The sequence below is a fragment of the Apibacter muscae genome (assembly GCF_007845595.1).
Taxonomy (GTDB): domain Bacteria; phylum Bacteroidota; class Bacteroidia; order Flavobacteriales; family Weeksellaceae; genus Apibacter; species Apibacter muscae.
Map to the genome: position 1 here is coordinate 58,320 of NZ_SELI01000015.1, position 21,293 is coordinate 79,612.

Annotated in this window: 9 protein-coding genes; 1 reads left to right on the plus strand and 8 read right to left on the minus strand. The window is 30.3% G+C overall.

Features of this window, described 5'->3' with window-relative positions:
• Positions 1 to 11: 11 nt before the first annotated feature.
• The 5 genes from ETU10_RS01450 to ETU10_RS01470 all read right to left on the minus strand — a co-directional run bounded on the left by ETU10_RS01450 (position 12) and on the right by ETU10_RS01470 (position 6,189).
• Positions 12 to 638, minus strand: a complete 627-nt coding sequence (locus tag ETU10_RS01450) for a hypothetical protein (RefSeq protein WP_146309442.1) — start codon at positions 636 to 638, stop codon at positions 12 to 14.
• A 3-nt stretch (positions 639 to 641) separates the two neighbouring features.
• A complete protein-coding gene (locus ETU10_RS01455; protein WP_146309443.1) occupies positions 642 to 1,649 on the minus strand; it encodes a hypothetical protein in 1,008 nt (335 codons plus the stop codon).
• Between the two features lie 27 nt (positions 1,650 to 1,676).
• Positions 1,677 to 4,016, minus strand: a complete 2,340-nt coding sequence (locus tag ETU10_RS01460) for a type VI secretion system Vgr family protein (protein WP_146309444.1) — start codon at positions 4,014 to 4,016, stop codon at positions 1,677 to 1,679.
• A 484-nt stretch (positions 4,017 to 4,500) separates the two neighbouring features.
• Positions 4,501 to 4,833 (minus strand): HopJ type III effector protein, encoded by a 333-nt coding sequence (locus ETU10_RS01465; RefSeq protein WP_146309445.1) that lies wholly within the window; start codon positions 4,831 to 4,833, stop codon positions 4,501 to 4,503.
• Positions 4,834 to 4,944: 111 nt separating this feature from the next.
• Positions 4,945 to 6,189, minus strand: a complete 1,245-nt coding sequence (locus tag ETU10_RS01470) for an L-lactate MFS transporter (protein WP_146309446.1) — start codon at positions 6,187 to 6,189, stop codon at positions 4,945 to 4,947.
• A 243-nt stretch (positions 6,190 to 6,432) separates the two neighbouring features.
• On the opposite strand from ETU10_RS01470, the gene ETU10_RS01475 reads away from it, so the two are divergent.
• The gene (locus ETU10_RS01475; protein WP_146309447.1) at positions 6,433 to 7,080 is read left to right on the plus strand and encodes a 4'-phosphopantetheinyl transferase family protein; all 648 of its coding nucleotides are present in this window, start codon (positions 6,433 to 6,435) and stop codon (positions 7,078 to 7,080) included.
• Between the two features lie 53 nt (positions 7,081 to 7,133).
• Here the strand turns inward: ETU10_RS01475 and ETU10_RS01480 are convergent, their stop codons facing one another.
• The 3 genes from ETU10_RS01480 to fdhD form a co-directional block, all read right to left on the minus strand.
• Positions 7,134 to 17,471: a non-ribosomal peptide synthetase gene (locus tag ETU10_RS01480; protein WP_146309448.1), complete on the minus strand. Its 10,338-nt coding sequence runs from the start codon at positions 17,469 to 17,471 to the stop codon at positions 7,134 to 7,136.
• Between the two features lie 500 nt (positions 17,472 to 17,971).
• Complete coding sequence (locus tag ETU10_RS01485) at positions 17,972 to 20,332, minus strand: FdhF/YdeP family oxidoreductase (RefSeq protein WP_146291468.1); 2,361 nt, start codon at positions 20,330 to 20,332, stop codon at positions 17,972 to 17,974.
• A gap of 80 nt (positions 20,333 to 20,412) precedes the next feature.
• Positions 20,413 to 21,279, minus strand: a complete 867-nt coding sequence (fdhD, locus tag ETU10_RS01490; RefSeq protein WP_146261400.1) for a formate dehydrogenase accessory sulfurtransferase FdhD — start codon at positions 21,277 to 21,279, stop codon at positions 20,413 to 20,415.
• Positions 21,280 to 21,293 lie beyond the last annotated feature (14 nt).

Sequence of the window (21,293 nt, forward strand, 5' to 3'; positions counted from 1 at the left end):
TAGAGCTTTCTTTAAAAAGTGAAATACTCTTTTAATTTGAAATTGCCTGTATTTTTATTTATATTATAAACTTTTAAATTACTTACAGATATTCCTGTTTCTACATCTGTATCAAGCTCTAATATAAATATATTATCTTTATTAAAATAATAGATATTGTCAGTATCTCCCCACATAGAATTTTTATGCATATAAATATCAATAGAATCTACTTTTCTATTATTTTTAAATGTATATAAATACAGTTTTAAAATATTTATTTCAGAATTAGAATTAGTAAAATCATCAAAGTATTTTTCTTTTTGTTCAATTTTTTTTATATTCAAGTTAAATTCCCCAAACTTGCCATTTATATTTTCTACATTTTTTATTTTTTTATAATAATTATCTATTATCTTAGATATTGGACATTTTTTTTTCCATTTTTGAGATTGATTTAAATAAGGTTCTGAATAAAAACAATTTTTATTAATTGTTTCTATAAATAGATTATTTGATATAATAGAATCTCCACTATAAAACTGATTTTTAAAATTTATCTTGTCATATGATATTATATCTTTTTTATTTTTAAAGTTTTGGGAACATCCTAATAACAAAAAGATAGATATACAAAATATTATATTTTTTATTTTCATAAACTATTGATTTTTATCTATTACAAAGGATTCTAAAAACTCTGAATGCAAATGAGTATCATGTAGTGTACTGCTTCCATTCACAGGCATTTTTTCTCTTATTGCATGGGTAAATGCTTTTTTGTGAGCCCCTACTATTTGTTTTACTCTAAATCCATATTTATACATGGATGTAATAAATTTTTGTTCATTTACATCATCTAAATAGCGAGTATCTACACTTTTACCATTTACATGCTCAGCACTAGGAAAACAACTTCCCCAGTAAAAACAACTCCCTAAAGAGGTTATTTTAAATCCAGTTTCTGAAATAGCACCAATTAGTCCTGCAAAATGACCAGGAGAAGTATATCTTCTTTTTGTTCCTGAAAAAGAAAGACTCCCTTTTAATATAACTATATCGCCCATCTTAACTAATTCTACTTTTGATGCTCCAGAACATGTATATATTCTCCAAATATTCCCCTTTTTTGGATGTTTTCCATATTCTGCTACATCATCATTTTTAAAAACTATTCGTCTTCGAGTATCTCCATCTATGACATTATCATCTGATTTTACTCCTATTCTTGTACTTAAAATATCTATTTCTGATGTAGATTTAAATATTCCATTATTTTTAGGTTTTATTTCATGTTTATCCACTGTACAAATCTCATGTTCCTTCCCATCCTTATCATGATAAATATACCGATACTTATTTTCATAACCTTTAGTGATTTCTTTAGGGATATGTTTTTCTATTTTTCCTTCCGTTTCTGTATTCCAATAAATATGATAGGCAACACAATCTATCTTATCGCTTACTTTAATAGGAGATATAACATTACCTCCTTTAACCGTTAATTTAATTTCAACCCTAGGTTTCTCAGCAATTTGGATCTTATCATTTTTAGCTATTGTTTTCTCCTCTGGAATCTTAATCGTATATTTTTTTCCTCCTTCCTTTAATTCCTTTTTTATCCTTTCTTTTTTTTCTTCTTCAGTTTCTTTTTTATCTCCTCCTGGCATAAGGTTTAGTTTTTAAAGTTAATATAATTAATCCCAAAATCTTTTTCTTTTTTGTTTACTTTGGTAGTATTCCCACTGCTTTTGTTCAAAATCCTGCCACTGCTGGTAGGTATAGTCTTTTCCTTTGTAGGTTTTATAGCTATCCATTGATTCCTCCATTTCTTTTTGATATTCTTGAGGAGTTAATCCTTTTTGAGGACTGTCTTTTTTTTCTTTTTTAATTAAAACATAGTCTAAAATATGAGCTTCTCCATTTTTATCTACTTTTCCCGAAAGTGTCAATTTCTCTGGATCTTCTTCTCCTTCTTCATTAATTTGTCCCATTTCAATGGTAACGATTTCTCCCTTTTCATAGTTCCGTGTTTTTACTAAAAAATTAACTATATCTCCATAATGAACAACTTCTAAAGGATTTTCAAAATTTTCATCCATCCAAATAATCTCTGTAATTTCTTTCTCCTTCCCATATAGAAAGTTTTCAGGCTGCGCTGTTCTACCCATGTTAGGGGCTTTGTAATCTAAGGTACTTTTGGCTGAGTATAAAGCACTTGTTCCATGCACATGCATCTGCCCCAAAGCTCCCATTTCTGCATTTCCCTTCGTATAAGTAATTAGTTTTTGTTTTCCGTAGAGATCTAGATGGTTCATGGCTTCTACTTCCATATTCTGACTGCTATGCAATAGGGTTTTCTTTCCACTGTGTTGGTAGATCTCTTCTCCTGCGGTAGTTTTAATATCCTTTCCTGCTTTCGTATTTATACTCTCTTGTATATCGATCTCCATGTTCTTAGCCTTTATACGAATCGTTTCTAAGGCTTCCATCTCCAGATTATTTTCTTTCGTATTTAGATGAATATAATTATTGTTCTTATCCTTTATAGTAATCCCTATGCTTTCTTCTCTTTCATCAAATTCAAGGACGTGTCCATGTTTGGTATGTAGGGCTTTTAATTGGTTTTTGGAGTTGTAATAGTTGCTTTTTTGGTTTCCATTGTATAAGGTTCCTACGACAAATGGTTTTTCCATATTGTCATTTTCAAAGTCTATCATAACTTCTTCTTCTATTTCGGGCAGGAAATAGTGTCCTTTTCCTGCTCCGGCATAGGGAAAAACAATTCTGAGCCATGGGCTTTGTTGTTCGGGTTTCATCCAGTCAAAACGTACTCTTACTCTTCCTAAGCCTAGGCTGTCGTTGTTATCGGTTACTAGGGCTCTTTGCTTTTCTGCCTTTGGGTAGGCTTTTTCATTGTAGTACGAGGGTATAAACTGGTCACAGGGCATAGCTATAAATTCATTGGTATATCCGTTGCCCATTTCGTATTGATGGGTGATTTCCAGTATGGTATAGGTTTCTAGGGGGGAGATTCCGTTTTTAAATATTTTGCTGTCAGGGGTCCAAGCGGATAACTTTACTAGATCTCCTACTCTTAAATTGGGATTGTTGGTTTTGGCTTGGGCATAAAGCACGTTTTGCTGGGCTTGTCTTTTTCTTTCTAATGTGTCATACAGGTCATAATGGATATGGTTTAATAATGGATAATTATAAAATAGCTGTGGCTTTTGTGTAAAGAGCTTTTCTGAAGTTTCTAGGGCGAATTCTTGATAATGGTTGATTATCCTTTTTTTCTGTAGCTGATCGCTATCTAGTTGATGAAATATATCGTATTCGGATTGATAGGCGTATAGGTTTAACTTCTGGGGTTGGGCTTTCATTTGTAATTGGAGGTACTGGGCGTCTTCTCCTTCTTGTATGGGAATTTTTCTTCCTCCGTATCCTCCAAAAACGAGCTGCTCTCCATTCCAGTATAAGAGTTCTCCGTATCGTTTGGCTAGTCTTTGTAAGTATTGAAAGTTGGTTTCTTGGTATTGTACGTTGTAGGGTATCTTATTTTTATACTTGGGTTTTACTTTTAGTTCAAATATGTCTCTGGGTAAACCTTCGCAGGTTTGGGTGACTATTTGTTCGAGCGTTTGGTTTTCATAGCTTTTGCAGAGTTCTCCTTGTTCTAAGAGTATTGTGGGTGATGTTCCTATAAGTTCTAATTGGGGATTGTTGTGTTCTATTTTCCAATTGAGCTGGGTTATGATTCCTTGAAAGATAAAGGTAGTTTCTCCAAATTGTTTAAAAGATATGTATATTTTTTTGCCGAATAGGTTTTTGCTGTTGGTGAGGGGAAAGTCTCGGGAGGTTTCAAAGGTATCGGCGGGGCAAAGCAGTCGGAAGGTGGAATGTTCGCACATGCTTTGTTTCATCTCCAAATGGTAGCTTCCGCTTTGGTGGAGTACTTCTTTGCCGTCTATTTTTATGGTACAGGCTATAATGCTTCCTTTTCCATCAGGCACGGAACTGTATGTTCTTGACATCATAAATAATTGATAATAATTTACTTTTATCTCGTAAAGATACAATAAAATTAAAATATGGTTTACTTTTTTTGATGAATTAAATATAAAATACTAATTTTTTATTTTTTTAATTTAAATATAAAGTTTAAAACAAGGTTTTCTATGAATTTTACATGTACTTCCTTATTTTTAAAATTATGGGGTATATTGCAAAAAGTTTTGCTCTTCTTTCGCAAAAAAGAATCCCCATTCCAATGAATAATCACTTGTGAATTATTTATACTATAGTTATTGATAAATTGCGATGACTTAAAATTTACCCTGCATTCACTTTAAAACTTATTTTTTCAAGAAAAAAATAGAGCAGTTCAAATAAACTAAGTTTTAAAATCCTTACATCTTTAAGTAAGTAACTTTTATTACAGTTGTTATAAGCAAATAAAAAGCCCCATTATGGGGCTTTTAAAATGAATCTATATTTTCTGAATACAATTTAAATTTTTGGCTACTTTTTTTTCAAAGCCTGATCTTTGAAGCCAATGCCTTCCCAACCATATTTCATAAAATTTCGAATATTGACATGATCGGTTCCTTCTGGATTTTTAAGTACATCTTCTCTATAAAATTTCCCGAAAAGAAAAAGTGTTTTCTCTTTGGAGACTTGATGTAACTTTGCAAAACTAAATACTTTGCAGGATCCGTTATTTTGTCCAAATTCATTGTTTACATCACCATTTTTAAATGAGGTTGGTGTAAAATCGTAGTGATTATCAATATATGCTATTACCTCATTAAATTCTATACTTTCGGGTGCATTTTCTAATTGTTCTAATATCATAAAGCTTTTATTATTTAATTTCTGTTGATTATTTATTGATCGGATGAAACAACGAAAGTTAATCAATTCATTATTCCTATATAAACCTTTTAAATATAGAGGTTTAAAATATTAAGCATTATTTAAACTTCTTTTTAATTTATTTATTGAACGTTTCATTAACAATGATATTATCCAGGCAATTATAAACATTGCTGAAAATACTTGTAAAGTAATGGTTAAAGATCCTGTAGTTTCTTTTACGTAATCATAGATGGATGGTCCTGCAACTCCTGCCAACGCCCATGAGGTTAAAACCATCCCGTGAATGGCTCCTAATTGCTTTGTGCCAAATAGATCCCCTAAAAAAGCAGGTAAGGTAGCAAAACCGCCTCCATACATGGTTATTACAGTAAATAATATTACTAAAAATACTATTTCAATGGTAATCTGTGGTAAAAAGTAATAGGCTAGGATTTGAAAGGAGAAAAATAATATAAAGGTGTTTGATCTCCCTAAATAATCTGAAAGGCTGGACCACATGATTCTACCCAAACCATTAAACACCCCAATAACTCCTACCAAAGCAGCTGCCTGCAAAGGAGTATAGCCTAATTTTTCTTGTGTCATAGGGCTGGCGGCTGCAATTAAAGCAATTCCACAAGTAATATTAATAAACATCATAATCCAGATATAATAAAACCGAGCGGTTTTTAATGCGGCTTTTGCATCAATATTAGACAAATCTTTTTTAAGGGTAACCCCTTCTCCGGGATTAAACCCATGGGGTAAATAGTTTTCTGGAGGTCTTTCTATATAACTTGCCGCTAATAGAATCATTGCCAAGTAAACCACTCCTAAAATAAAAAAGGTGTAGGTTACTCCTACTTTTTCAAATAGTATTTGCATTAAGGGACCAAAGATTAAAGCTGAAAAACCAAATCCCATGATTGCCATGCCGGTAGCCAATCCTCTTTTGTCTGGAAACCATTTTACTAAGGTGCTAACAGGTGTTATATAAGCAATTCCTAAGCCTATGCCTCCTATAACCCCATAGCAAAAAAGAAAAAGTGGTAGGGAATGAAGGTAAATGGCTAAACCTGAACCTATAATTCCAACTCCGTAAAAAATTCCAGCGACTATTCCACTTTTTTTTGGGCCTACCTTTTCTACCCATCTCCCCATAAAAGCGGCAGAAAAACCAAGTAGCAAGATTGCTAATTTAAAAGCCCAATTGATTACACTGCCATTAACATTAAAAATTTCACTAACGGGTTTTACCATCACAGAATATGCGTATACTGAACCTATGGAAAGGTGCATACTTACTGCTGAAACCACCATTAGCCAGCGGTTTTTTAATTTTTTATTTCTCATAAAATATTAAGTTTCTATCGTTGTAATTTATATTTTTTTGTAAATATATCTATTTATCCTAAAGCTTATGTATAATTTATTTATTGCCTTTGCTTTTTGCTATATATTTTTTAATTATTTCTTAGTTTCAATTCTTCTAATTGAATTTCTTCATTGGGACTTTTTAAAACTACTAGTATTCCTAAATTTTATTTCAATGAAATGAGTATTTTTATCCCAATAAATGTTTTAAATTAAATTCACTTGAAAATTTTTTATTCTTTTATCCCTGATCAATCTTTAGAAAATACTTTGCTGTCTTATCTTAAGATTTTGCCTATCGGCATTCAATCCAAAATATATGGTTTTAAAAACTCAGAAGATGCATTACGATCATTACTTGGATATGCCCTTCTCATTAATGGTGCTAAATATTTCGGTTATTCTTCTAGTTTTGTTGTTCAAAATATGGTATACAATCCATACAAGAAGCCATACCTAAAAAATAATCCTATTTTTTTTAATATTAGTCATTCTAAAGAATTAGCGGTTTGCATTATTAATTCTACGAATGAGGTTGGCATTGATGTTGAAGCCATTGTTCCAATTGAAATAGAGGATTATCAAGAATGTTTTACCTCATCAGAATGGCATCAAATATTCCAAAACAACAATTCTTTAAAACATTTTTATGAGCTTTGGACTGAAAAAGAAGCTTTACTAAAAGCGGAAAGTTCAGGTTTAAATATAAATTTAAATTCCTTTGAGATTATAAATCAAAATTGTTTTATAGATGGAAATAATTACTCCATACATATGGTTGACATACATGAAGATTACGTATGTAAGTTTGCCGTAAAAAATCCTTCTAAACCCATGAATTATCAGGCTTTACATATACATTTTAGATAAAAAACTTACCTTTTCATTATCTGAAAAGGCAAGTTATATTATAGATCTAAATTCTAACCAATCATATTATTCATGATTTCAAATTCTTTATCAAGAATAGAAAAATGATCGGTTTCTAATTTTACTGTTCGTAGTTGATCAAAATTTTTAACTGAGGTTTCAATATTATTGTATGGACAAATTACCATACGATCATCCTCTAGCCCTTCTATGGGTTCTAATGCTTTAAACAGAATTACTTTTGTATGTTGCAATAGACCAGACAATGGTTGACTTTGAATGATGTTATCGACCTCCATTAGTTCTAGAATTTTTTCTCGTTCCATACTATCTTTTCCAAATCTGGATATAAACCTATCAACAGCGTGATCAAGTCCATGCCTTAGTTTAAAATTGATCCATGTATCAAGCAAATAGACTTTAATATCTTTAACCCCTCTTCTTTCAAGTTGTACAGCTATTTCTAAAGCTATTTGCCCTCCCAAAGACCAACCCAAAAGATTATAAGATGTTTTAGTTTCTTGAATTTCATCCATGGATAGCAGATAATATTCTGCCAATTTTGACAATTCTAGAATTTTATTTACGTTGTATAAGTTAAACGAATCAACACCATAACAATGATAATAAGGATTTAGTTTTGTGGCTAGGGATTCGTATACTTCACAACCTCCCACTCCTGGATGGATCATAAACAAGGGCTTATTCTGGTTAATGTTCAATTCTACAATCGGGCAGTATAGTTTATTATCTTGAAGTAGTAAGGCTAATTCCCGTATAGAAGGGACTTTTAATAAATCTATTAATTTAATTTTAGATCCAAATAAATTATTTATTTTGTGAGTGAGTTGGATAGCTTTTATGCTACTTCCTCCTAATCTATAAAAGCTATCTTCAACGCTTATTTCTTTAATGTCTATCTTTAAAATCTCCGCAAAAAGTGCACATAATTTATTTTCTTCCTCTGTTTTAGGTGCAATATACGTTTTATCCCCTGTAAATTTGGGACTAGGCAATTGTTTTCGATCTAGCTTTCCACTTGTAGATAAAGGAAATTCAAGCATATGAATAAAAATACTTGGAACCATATAATCTGGCAAATTGTTAAGCAGATGCTTTGATAATTCACTTTGTTCGATAGGCATCTCAGAAACATAGTAACCGGCTAGGTACTTTTCTCCTGAATCATGTTCTTTAGCAACAACTACTGCTTGGCTTATCTGCGGATGTGTTAACATACTTGCTTCAATCTCACCCAATTCAATTCTAAAACCTCTAATTTTAACTTGAAAGTCATTGCGCCCTAGGTATTCCAGATTTCCATCTTTATGATATTTTACTAAATCTCCAGATTTATAAATTCGTTTATTTTCATAGTGTTCAGTGATCTGAAAATTATGAAATGGATTATTTAAAAATTTTTCTTTGGTTAATTCTTCTTGGTTTAAATATCCCCTAGTTACATTTACCCCTCCTATGCATAACTCTCCTATTGCCCCTACCGGCAAAGGTCTTAAATATTTATCTAAGACATAAACTGAGGTATTGGCTATGGGTTTTCCTATTAAAACTTTAGAGAGGTTTCTTGAATTACATTCGTAATGTAAAACTTCAATTGTTGTTTCTGTGGGCCCGTATAAATTGTAAATATTGCATTGGGGAACTAGCTTTTGGAATTGTTTTACCTCCTCTAATCCCAATGCTTCTCCACTACAATATAAGGTTTGAAGTGTGGATATATGGCTCTGTTTATCTGGATAGTTGTTTAATGTTTCTACGAATGAGGCTAACATGGATGGAACAAAATGAATCATCGTAATTTTTTCTTTTCTTATAAGTTCAATGAGATATAAATTATCTTTATATTCTTCTGAATCTGCAAGAATTAAGGTTGCCCCATACCAATTGGCTCCAAATAGCTCCCAAACAGATACATCAAAAGTATAGTTCGTTTTTTGAAGAACTATATCAGACGGTAAAATTGGATGATAATTTTGCATCCATTCCATCCGATTAATAACTCCTTTATGTTCTACCATTACCCCCTTGGGATTTCCAGTTGTACCACTTGTATAAATGACATAAGCTAAATGCTTAGAGGTTATTTCAACTTCTGGATTTAAAACAGAATAGGTGGATTTCAATTGATAGATAAATTCGAAGTTTAGAGTTATAATATCTAAGGATGTGATCTGAATTTTTTCTATTTTGGTTCCATCATCGGTTACAACTAATTTAGGTTTAGTATCATTCAATATGTAGGATATTCGATCTTGTGGAGCCTTTGGATCAATGGGAACATAAGCTGCTCCTGATTTTAAAATCCCTAGCAATGCAACCATTAAATTTGTTGATCGACTCATACATATAGGGATCAGCTCGTCTGGTTTAATCTTATAAGTGGTAATTAAAAATTGTGCGAATGCATTGGCTTTTTCATTTAACTCTTTATAACTTAGCTCCTCATTATTATACTTTACCGCACATTGATCGGGCGTTCGGGTTACTTGTTCTTCAAACTTCTGATGCATGTTTTTTTCTAATGGAAAATCTGCGTAGGTTTGATTCCATTCACAAATAATTTTATACTTTTCTTCATCATTTATATAAGAGAGCTGGTTAAACTTTTTAGATTCTATTGAAACTGTTGCTATTTGCTCTAAAATTTTAAGATAAACATGAATATAGTTTTGTATTGTATCTTTATCAAACAAACTAACCGCATAGTTAAATATCCCTGATATTTTTTCTTCGGAATCGTCTAACATGGTAGTAAGATCAAACTTTGCCGGTGTATAATCCAAACCTTCTAAATCTTCGTAAAGGGTAAAAATATTTTCGTATTCTTCTCTTTGATCTTTTCCAAATGATTGTACTCCAAACATGACTTGAAAAATAGGATTTCTAGAGGAATCTTTCTCAAGTTTTAATTCGTCAACTAACTTTTCAAATGGCAAATCTTGATGCATTAATGCGTTATTCACGTTTTCACCCACCTCACTTATAAAACAAGCTATACTTTGGCTGGCATTTATTTTTTGCCTAAGAACTAATGTATTTACAAAGAGACCTATTAAATCTTTTATTCCTTCATAATGCCTGCCGGCTACAGGGGTTCCTACTACTATATCTTCTTGATTACTAAAGGCAGATAGCATTAAATAATATCCGCTTAAAAGTAAACTATATAGACTCACCTTTAGTTCTTTAGCTTTTAAACGTAAAGAATTACTTAGTTCTGCTTCTAAACTGAAATTTACATAAGCGCCTTTATAGTCAATTAGAGATGGTCTGATTCTATCGGTTGGTAAATTTAATGTCTCATAGTTTTCTAAATACTTTTTCCAATAATCCAACTGCTTTTTAAGTTCATCTCCTTGTAAAAATTGTCTTTGCCATAATGCATAATCTTTATATTGCACCAAGTTTTCTTGGTTTGTCATCGGTTTATCATTCTTTAATTCTAAAGAATTTTGATTTTTTTCTTCAAATAAATAATTGTTCATCAAGTCTCTCATAAAGACATCTAGTGACCACCCGTCTGAAGCTATATGATGAACTACCAAAGAAAGATATAACTCATTGTCTAATGTATATAAGCCAACTGTAAATGGAAATTCCTTTTCTAAATTAAATTTTTTATGAATATCGGTTTGTATTAACTTATGCAATTCCATTTTAGAATCAACCGTTGCCTTTTTAATAATAAAAGGTTGAGGTAAGTCTTTGATCACTTGTTGATAAGCAATACCCTCATGAGTCGTCTTAATCAATGTTCGTAATACTTCATGTCTATATAACAGCCGTATAAATGCTTTTTCTACAATTTTATAATTGACTTCATTTTTGAATTTTAAAATTAAGGGTATATTATAAGCATCACTTCCTCCGGCATAAGATTCTATAAACCATAAACGTTCTTGAGCAAATGATAATAATTGATCTTCGGGACGATCTACCTTAATCTTTTTTACTTGGGTAAAATTACTTTGTCCTGCATTAATCTTTTTAGCTAATTTTTTTATGGTTCTATTGGTAAAAATAGATGCAACATCAATACTTACATTAAATTCTTTTTTAATTGCATTCATTACTTTAATTGCCAATATGCTACTCCCTCCAAGACTAAAAAAGTCATCCTCTATACTAATTTCTCTACTATTTAAATTTAATATTTCACTATAAATTTTTATTAGTTTTATTTCATTGTCTGTATGGGGTTCGTTACATACGGGTTGAGTAATTTTTTTTACCTCTGGCAAAGCTTTTCTATCAAGCTTACCATTGGCATTAGTGGGAAATGCTGATAAATGTATAAAATGATTAGGAATCATATAATCTGGAAGAGATTTGCTTAAAAAATCTTTTAATTCATCTTCCTTCACTTCTTTATCGGCTTCATAATATGCAACTAAGCTTTTAATTTCCGAGGAAGTTTGGTTCACTAATGCTGTTGCCTTTTTGATCTTTAGATATTTACATATGGTATTTTCAATTTCGCCTAACTCAATGCGATAACCTCTAATTTTAACTTGGAAATCATTTCTACCTATATACTCTATCTGTCCATCCTGTAAATATTTTGCTAAATCTCCGGTTTTATAAATAATTTGATTATAATTTTCTTTTTTTTCTTCTTCTGTCTGAAAGGGATTGTTTAAAAATTTTTCTTTTGTAAGGTTTAAATTGTTTAAATATCCATCACTAACCCCATCACCCCCAATATATAATTCTCCGATAGAACCTAATGGTAAAGGTTTTAAATTTTTATTTAAAATGTAAATGGTATAATTATTTAACGGTTTTCCAATAGAAACAGAAGGGGTATTATCTTCTAAAAGGTTATCCATAGTATTTATAGTTGCGAATGTTGTCGTCTCTGTTGGTCCGTATCCATTAATTAGCTTAATTTTTGGAAAAGATTTTTGCATCCTTGATATATGAGTATAAGAGGCAGATTCACCTCCAAAAACTATGCATTTCACAGAATCTAAATTTTTAATTCCCACATCTACTAGGACGTTGAACAAGGATGTCGTTACAAAAATATTAGTTATTGTATATTTAGCAATTAATTCATCTAATTTTTCAAGATTTAAGAATATTTCTTTGGATGTTAGAACTACTGTAGCACCGGATAAAAGTGTTAAAAAATAATCGTAAATAGAAGCATCAAACTGATAACTGGATAGGCTTAAAACTATATCAGTTTCATTCATCGATAGTAATTTAGCATTGCTTACTAAATTATTGGTGTTTTTGTGTTTTATTTTTACTCCTTTTGGATTTCCAGTTGTTCCACTTGTATATATGATATAGGCAATGTCTTCAGATGAAATATTCAAATCTAAATTTTGGACTGGGTAATTTTTATTTATTTCATGTTCATAGGAATGATCGTCAATAGCAAGAATTGTTTGAGCAGGATTACTTATTAATTTTTCTAAGTCGCTTTTATAAGTCTTTTCGGTAATAACTAATTTTGCTTTTGTAATATCGATTATGTAGCTCAATCGTTCCTCAGCCATCACTGGTTCTATAGGAACATATGCAGACCCAGTTTTTAGGATCCCAAGGATTGTGTAAATTTGCTTTTCGGACTTATTTAAATACATAGAGATTCTATCGCCTATCTTTATTTTATATTTACTTATTAAAAAATTAGCGAATTGATTGGCTTTTTGATTTATCTCTGTATAGGTAAAATTCTTATTTTCAAATATAATAGCAACTTTGTCTGGATTCTTTAGTACTTGTTCTTCAAACAATTGAACAAGGGTTTTATTAGAATCGTAAATCTGCTTGGTATGATTAAATGTGTAGATGATTTTATCAAATTGTGTTTTATTTAGGTATTTAATATTCTCAATTTTTTTATTTTTAATCTCTTGCAAACTTAAATCCGCAAATTGTTTTAAGATAGTTATATATGTTGATATATAATTTTCTATGGTTGCCTTGTTAAAAAGGCTAGTTGCGTAATTAAAAACCCCTTTAATGGATTCTCCTGAATCATCCAACATAGTCATAATATCAAATTTGGCTATGTTAAAATTTCGCGAAAAACTTCCTTGGTAAAATTCTAAGATATTTTTTTCCTTATCCTCAAATTCTTTAGCAAAGGCCTGAACGCCAAATACCACTTGAACCATTGGATTCCTAGATCGATCTTTTTCTCCTCCAAATGCATCCACCAAATGATCAAACGGTAAATCTTGATTATTCTGTGCTTCTGTTGAGTTTCTGGATACTTCTAAAATAAAATTATAGAGGGTTTGTTGATCATTAATGATTTGTCTTAAAACAAGTAAATTGACAAAGAAACCAATATTATCTACAATCTGTGAATGATTTCTACCTGCAACCGGGGAGCCTATTAGAATATCGTCTTGATTGCTGTAAGCCGATAGTAATAAATAATATCCACTTAACAGTAAATTGTATAAACTAATATTCATTTCTTTGGCAAGATTAACTAATCTCTTGCTTGTAAATTCATCCAGATGAAATTCTATATCTTCTCCTTTATAATCTATCGTTAATGGGCGTTTATGATCTGTTGATAAATTCAACCTCTCGTAGTCTTGCAATTGTTTTTTCCAAAAAGCATATTGTTTATTATAGAGTTCTTGTTTTAAATAGTTTCTTTGAAAGATTGCGTAATCTTTGTATTGAACTTTAAGATCTGGTAACAAATACTTTTCTGCATGAATTGGATTTTCAGATTTTATTAATTTTAAATATTCATAGTTGTATATCAATTCTTTTATAAATATGTCTGTAGACCAACCATCGAATGCTATATGATGTACTACTACGCTTAAATAAAGATCCCTTTCATTTTGAAAAATATGTACTTTAATTGGATATTCTTCTTCTAATTTAAATATATGCCAAACATCCTTAGACATTAATTTATCTAGTTCTTCTTTACTTTTGAAATTTGTTGTATTAATTATTAGGGGTTGATCTTTTAAATCTTTGACATATTGATAGCCATTGCCCCATTGATCTGTTTTAATTAAACTCCGCAAGACTTCATGTCTATCTATAATTTTAGTAATGGACTGTTTAAGTAAGTCTATATTTACCTGTTCTTTTAATTTAAACAAGAGGGGAATATTGTATGCATAGGTTCCTTCTTCGAAATAATCTATGAACCATAAACGTTGTTGCGCAAATGACAAACATTGATCTTCTACATTTTTAAAATAATATTTTTGGATATTAATATCTTTATATCCTTTATATTTGTATAAATAATTTGCTAATTTCTTAATTGTTAAGTGGTCAAATAATTCGGATACTGGAACTTTTATTTGAAAGTTATTATTTATTTGCGCAGATAGTTTAATGATCTGTATACTATTACCTCCTAATTTATAAAACTCATCATTCACACCTATGTTGGAAGAATCTATATTTAAAATACTCGAAAATATTCCCAAAATTTTATTCTCAACCTCATTTTCAGGAGCTTCATAATTTTGTTTAATCGTAAATGTAGGTTCTTGTAATTGATTTCTGTCTATTTTCCCATTCACGGTTAAAGCAAAACCTTTTAATGGAACTATGACAGAAGGAATCATGTAATCCGGTAGTTTATTACCTAAATCGTTTCTTAATAAATTTTCACCCATTTCATGGCTAGAAGAATAGTAACAAACAATATACTTTGCTCCTTCACCGTTGTCCTTCACTAAAGCAATAGAATTTTTTATGCCTTCTATAGAATTAAACGCCGATTCTATCTCGCCTAATTCAATGCGCAATCCTCTTATTTTTACTTGAAAGTCATTTCTTCCTATATATTCAATGTTACCATCTGGAAGATATCTTACTAAATCTCCAGTCTTATAAATGGTAGAATTGTAATTTAATTCTTTTTCTTTCTCAGTTTGAAAGGGATTAATAATAAATCGTTCTGATGTTAATGGTAAATTATTCAAATATCCTTTAGACACTCCATCACCTCCAATATAAAGCTCCCCTACAACTCCCACTGGAACAGGATTTCTTTCTTTATCTAAAATATAATTAGTAACATTAGGTATGGGTTTCCCAATGGGAATAATATTGTATATTTTTTGAGGATTGATCAAAAAACAAGTAGAAAAAGTAGTGGTCTCTGTAGGTCCATAGGCATTAATTAGTGTAACATTCTGATACTTTTTTACAAATTTAGAAACATGAACTACAGAGGCTGCTTCTCCTCCAATAAGAATATATTTTAAATTTCTAAAACCAGACAAATCTTCATCAACTAGCATATTGAATAAAGCTGTAGTTATTAGAACATTGGTAATTTTATACTTTTTAATTTTTTTATTTAAAAGTGCTGAATTTATTAAATCTTCTTTATCTGCTAATACTAAAGGAATACCATGCAATAAAGCAGTGAAAAAATCATATACAGATCCATCAAATTGATAATTTGACAAACTTAGTATTCTATCTGTATTATCAATTGATACATAATCCGCATTGAAAACTAAATTGGTTACATTTTTATGCATAACCATAACTCCTTTTGGATTACCCGTAGTTCCACTTGTGTAAATGATGTAAGCGATGTCTTCTGGATTCGTTAAATTCACTAAGTTATCACTTGAATAATGAATTAATGTTTTATCCCATAACTCTTCTTTATCAATAATTTCAACTTCGGATATAATTTTAAAAATTCTTTCAAAATAATTTTTATTTGTAATAATTAGCTTTGAATGTGTATCCTTAACTACATATTCAATTCTTGAATCAGGCAAGAGTGGATCTAAAGGCACATAAATTGCACCCAATTTTAACATAGATAAAATAATAGTTATAATATGTTCATTACGATCAAGAACAAGTACTATTATATCTCCTTTTCTAATTTGATATTTTTCCTTTAAATACTTTGCATATTTATTTGCTCTTTCATTTAATTCACTATAAGTATATTCTACATCTTGAAAAATAAGTGCTTTGTTGAGAGGATTCTGCTTTACTTTTTTTTCAAATATTTCATGAATTGTAGGAGCAGTATTTTTATGAACATACGTTTGGTTCCATTTATTTACTATTTTAAAATATTCTGGTTCTTTTTCGTTTAGTAATTTGTAAGTAGTGATTTCTCTATTTTTATTCTCACTAATTAAATCGTTTAATATTTCTAAAAACAACTTTTGATATAGTTGAATAAAATTTTTTACTAAATTTTCATCTAATAAATCTTTATCATACTTTACTCTATAATTAATATTTTTATTGTGTAATTCTTGTTCAAATAACAATTGATTAACTAGATCAATTTGGTATTCATGGTTTATTTCTTCAAACGTAATTCCATCTAAATTTGGCTCAAAATCTCGTAAAAATGTTTGAGCAAAACCTATATCTAGTATATTTGAATTTTCTGCATATTGAACGATTTGTGAGGTTGGTAAATATTTTGCTTTTGAAGTTTTTAGATCTTTAAAAAATTGTAATACATTCTGGATGGTTTCTTCTAAAGTTGTTTTTTCATGAAACCTGTAATCTACAATCATAGTATTTACATGAGCCCCGTAAATAAAATCAGTCCCTTCTAGAATAGCAATGGGGTAACTAATAGGGATATTATCTGCTCCTGATACTTTATGCAATAAAATTGCTAAAACTAGTTGTCCAAACACATATGGGGTTATCTTATAAAGATGCTTTAAACTGTTTAATTGATTATATATAGTTCCATCATAGGTAAATACAATTTCACTAACTAAACGTTTGGGGCTTTTTTGACTTGAAAGATTATTTTTTAAAAAATTTAAATCAATTCCGGTAAGGTTCTCTAAATGTTTTTTCCAAAACCCATGGATTTCCTCTTTATTTTTAATTAAAATTGAATCAAAATATTCGTTTAATTGATTGTGCATTTCCATTTGTTTTTCAAATGAAAAGGTTGTATATCCTATACCGTTGTAAATGGCTGCCCATTTTTCATAAATCTGGTTGGTTGTAATACCATCAATAACTAAATGGGATATTACTAAAAGTATCCTGTATTTACTTTTTTCTAGCTTTACAATACCTAATCGAAGTTGCAGATCTTTTTCAAGATTAAAAGGTTTAGAAATATAATTGTAGATTTCATCTTCCGTTAATTTAGCAGGAAAATAATCTATTACTTTTTTAGCTTTGTTTCTTAACTTCCAATAAAAAGTTCCTTCATAAACCCTAGGATTATGAAAAAAAACAAAGTGCTCATTCACTAATTTTAAAAATGCAGCTTCGCACTTTTTAACGCATAGATCACCGTTTACAAAACTATCCATTACCATATTATAATCGTTCCGCAATGGATTCTTTAGCCATTCATAGTAGAATAGACTTTGAAAAGGAGTTAGTTTTACTCTTGATTTTTCTGTCATAAGTAATTATTAAAAGGTTATTAATTGTGCATACCAAATCCTGAACATATATATCTTTATCATAAAGCATAATATGAGTGCTTGATATTACTTTAATCTATAGTAAGATGGTTGGGATTTAATAAGTATAAATACTTATATATTAGAATAATTAATTATAATTAGTTTTTTTTGATGAGCAAATTTAAATAAAATTATATAATAATGATATAAATATATTATTTATTCATTTATTTTTTTATAGATTGCTTTCTTAATAAAAAAAATATTACTCTAGTAAATTACTATTATATAATTTCTCTAAATTTAATTTTATCTATTAACTTAATAAATTAATTTTTAGCTTCTTATTCTATTGAAACTAAGATTAAAAAAAATAAAAACCCGATTCAATTATTAATGAATCGGGTTTTAGTTTGACTTAGCTTTATATAAATCTATTATTTTTTTTATAAATCTAGATTTAATATTTATCTTTTAATAATTTTAAACTTATGAAACTACACCTCAATTCTATCATAAATTTTAGGATCGTGTTTTTTAATTTTAATTTTCACGTATTTAGATGCTGGCATATTACTTCCTCTAACAATATTATCAATAGGCACTAATACATTCGTTTCAGGAAAATAAGTCATAGTATTCTTTTTAGGAATATTATAAGAAACTACTATAAACAGTGGAGCAATTCTTTCTACATTATTATCGTAATTAAATAAATCAACTTTATCCCCATTCTTTAACCCTGCTTTTTGTATGTCATCTTCATTCATAAAGATCACTCTACGCTCATTATGCACCCCTCTGTACCGATCATTCATTCCATATATCGTTGTGTTAAATTGATCGTGTGTTCGTGTTGTCCCCATTAAATATTCATCATCTTCCAATCTATTTTCCGGCACGTCAGAAATAGTAAAGGGTGCTTTATAGTTATAGCTTGAAGAAAATTGCTGTTTGTCTCTTGCTCCATTAGGCAGATAAAAACCTCCCTTCACTCGCACTCTCTCATTGTAATTTTCAAAACCTGGTATACACTTAGCAATATCATCTCTAACAGCATCATAACTATCATGAAAACGCTTCCAATTAACTTTACTTTTTTCTCCAAAGGTTGCTAAAGCCATCCTACAAACAATTTGCATTTCATTAATCAGATTATTGGAAACTGGCTTTAATACCCCTTTGGAGGCTTGAACTACTCCCATGGAGTTTTCGGTACTTATAATCTGAACCTCATCGTCCATAATATCCATATCTGAACGTGAATACGTAGGTAGAATAATTGCTTCTTTACCGTGAACTAAATGTCCTCTGTTTAATTTGGTAGAAACTGTAACTAAAAGGTTTAATTTCTTTATCGCATTTGAGGTAAAGTTTGTATCGGGAGCTGCTGATAAAAGATTTCCTCCCATGCAGAATAAAACTTTAACCTTTTCTTCGTGCATGGCTTTGATAGTATGAACTACATCATAACCATGACTTCTTGGCATTTTAAATCCGTATACTTCTTCCAACGTATCTAGTTGTTCATCTGTAGGTTTATGATTCACTAACATTGTCCTATTCCCTTGCACATTACTATGTCCACGCACTGGACAAACACCGGCTCCCTTCTTTCCTATACTCCCTTTCATCAAGAGAATATTAAGCATTTCTTTCACCATATCTACACCGTTGGGTTGCTGAGTTATACCCATTCCCCAACAGATAATTATTCGATTTTTAAAGGCTAACATTTCTGCAACTTCACGCAATTGTTGTACGGAAATACCACATTCTACGGACAGATCTTCTAATTTATATTTAGAAAATTGTTTAGAAAATTCCTCAAAGCCTACGGTTTTTTCTTGAATAAATGATTTATCTAGAACTTTACCTGGGGATTGTTTTTCAAATTCAAATAATAGGATCTCTAAAGCTTTTAATAAAGCCATATCCCCATTTATTTTAACCGGTAAATAAACATCCGTTAACTTAACTCCTCCACCAAGCATACCTTTAATTTCTTGTGGATTTTTAAATCCAAATAAACCTGCTTCAGGCAAAGGGTTTATTGAAATAATTTTACCTCCATTACTTTTACATTTTTCTAAAGCGCTTAACATTCTTGGAGCATTAGTGCCTGGGTTATGTCCGATGCTAATGATAATCTCAGCTTCGTACAGATCTTCCAATTTAACCGTTCCTTTACCTATACCTATGGTTGGAGACAATGCTGTACCTGAAGTTTCATGACACATATTTGAACAGTCTGGCATATTATTGGTTCCAAACTCTTTGCAAAATAACTGATATACAAATGAAGCTTCATTGCTGGTTCTACCAGAGGTATAAAATGCTGCTTGATCGGGTGAATCTAATTCATTAAGATGATTTGCTATTTTATTAAATGCATCCTGCCACTCAATGGCTTGATAATGGGTTCCTCCCGGAGGTAAATATAATGGGTGAGTTAATCTACCTAATTTTCCAATTTTTAAATCATCAAGTTTTGAAAGCTCATAGACAGAGTTTTCCTGAAAAAATTCTGGATCAAGTTTTTTACTAGTAGCTTCTGCTGCCAAAGCTTTTGCACCATTCTCGCAGTATTCACCTAGAGAAGATCGTTCATCATCTGGATCTGGCCATGCACAACTGGGACAATCAAACCCTGTGAATTGATTCATGCTAAATAATGCCTTTCCTCCTCTTAATAAAGTTTTTTCATCAATCAGGTTTTCTAACGAAACCTTTACTGCTGTAAAACCAGCTGCCTTTTTTTCTGGATCACTTACTTTTAATTTTCCTGTTAAATTATATGGATTTTCATCTTTTGGATCCTTTGATTCTAAATTTTCTGTATTATTATCTTTAGCCATAACTATTCTCTGTTTAGTAGTATACTTATAATCTATGTTTATATTATTACGAATATTGATTTAAATATTCTAAATACTTTTTAGTAAAAAGAATGCTTTAATGATTTGTGATAAATATTCATACTATCTTTCTTTAAAAACCCAATCAATGTCATATCAAATTCTTTTGCTATACTTACTGCTAAACTTGACGGAGCTCCTATGGAAGCTATTAATGAAACCCCTGCCATTGATGCTTTTTGAATAAGTTCGAAACTTGCTCTTCCACTTAATAAAAGTATTTTATCATTTAGTGGCAAATGATTATTGATTAAAAAATACCCGATTAATTTATCTAGTGCATTATGCCTACCAACATCTTCTCTCATAGCATTTAAATTCCCTTCTAAATCAAAAATTGCTGATGCATGAATACCCCCTGTAATTTCAAAATTTGATTGGGTTTTCTTTAATACCTCGGCTAGAGCATAAAAAATTTCTGTATTTATCTTTAATGATTTTTTTTTAATATTTTGATACTTATTCACTGTTTTTATAGCCTGTATGGAGCTTTTACCACAGACACCACAACTAGATGTTGTATAAAAATTCCGATCAGAATTCCCTATCTCCGGATTATAGCCGTCTGACAACTCTACTATAACTCTATTTTCTTGCAATAAAGGAGTACCTTCTTCGGTACTTTTCACAGTCTTTATTTCTTTATAGGAATTAATTATTCCTTCTGTAAATAAAAAACCTATTGCCAGTTCCACATCATTCCCTGGAGTTCTCATGGTAATGGAAATATTTTTTTCCGTTTTATTTCCAGTCGATCCAAACAAAATTCTAATCTCGAGAGGCTCTTCCACAGATACAGAATCAGTAAAATTTACAAATCTCCCCTGCTTTACTTTAACTGTATCTAATTGATTAATAGATTTTTTATTTAATAAACTGTTTATCATTATTTATATTAAAT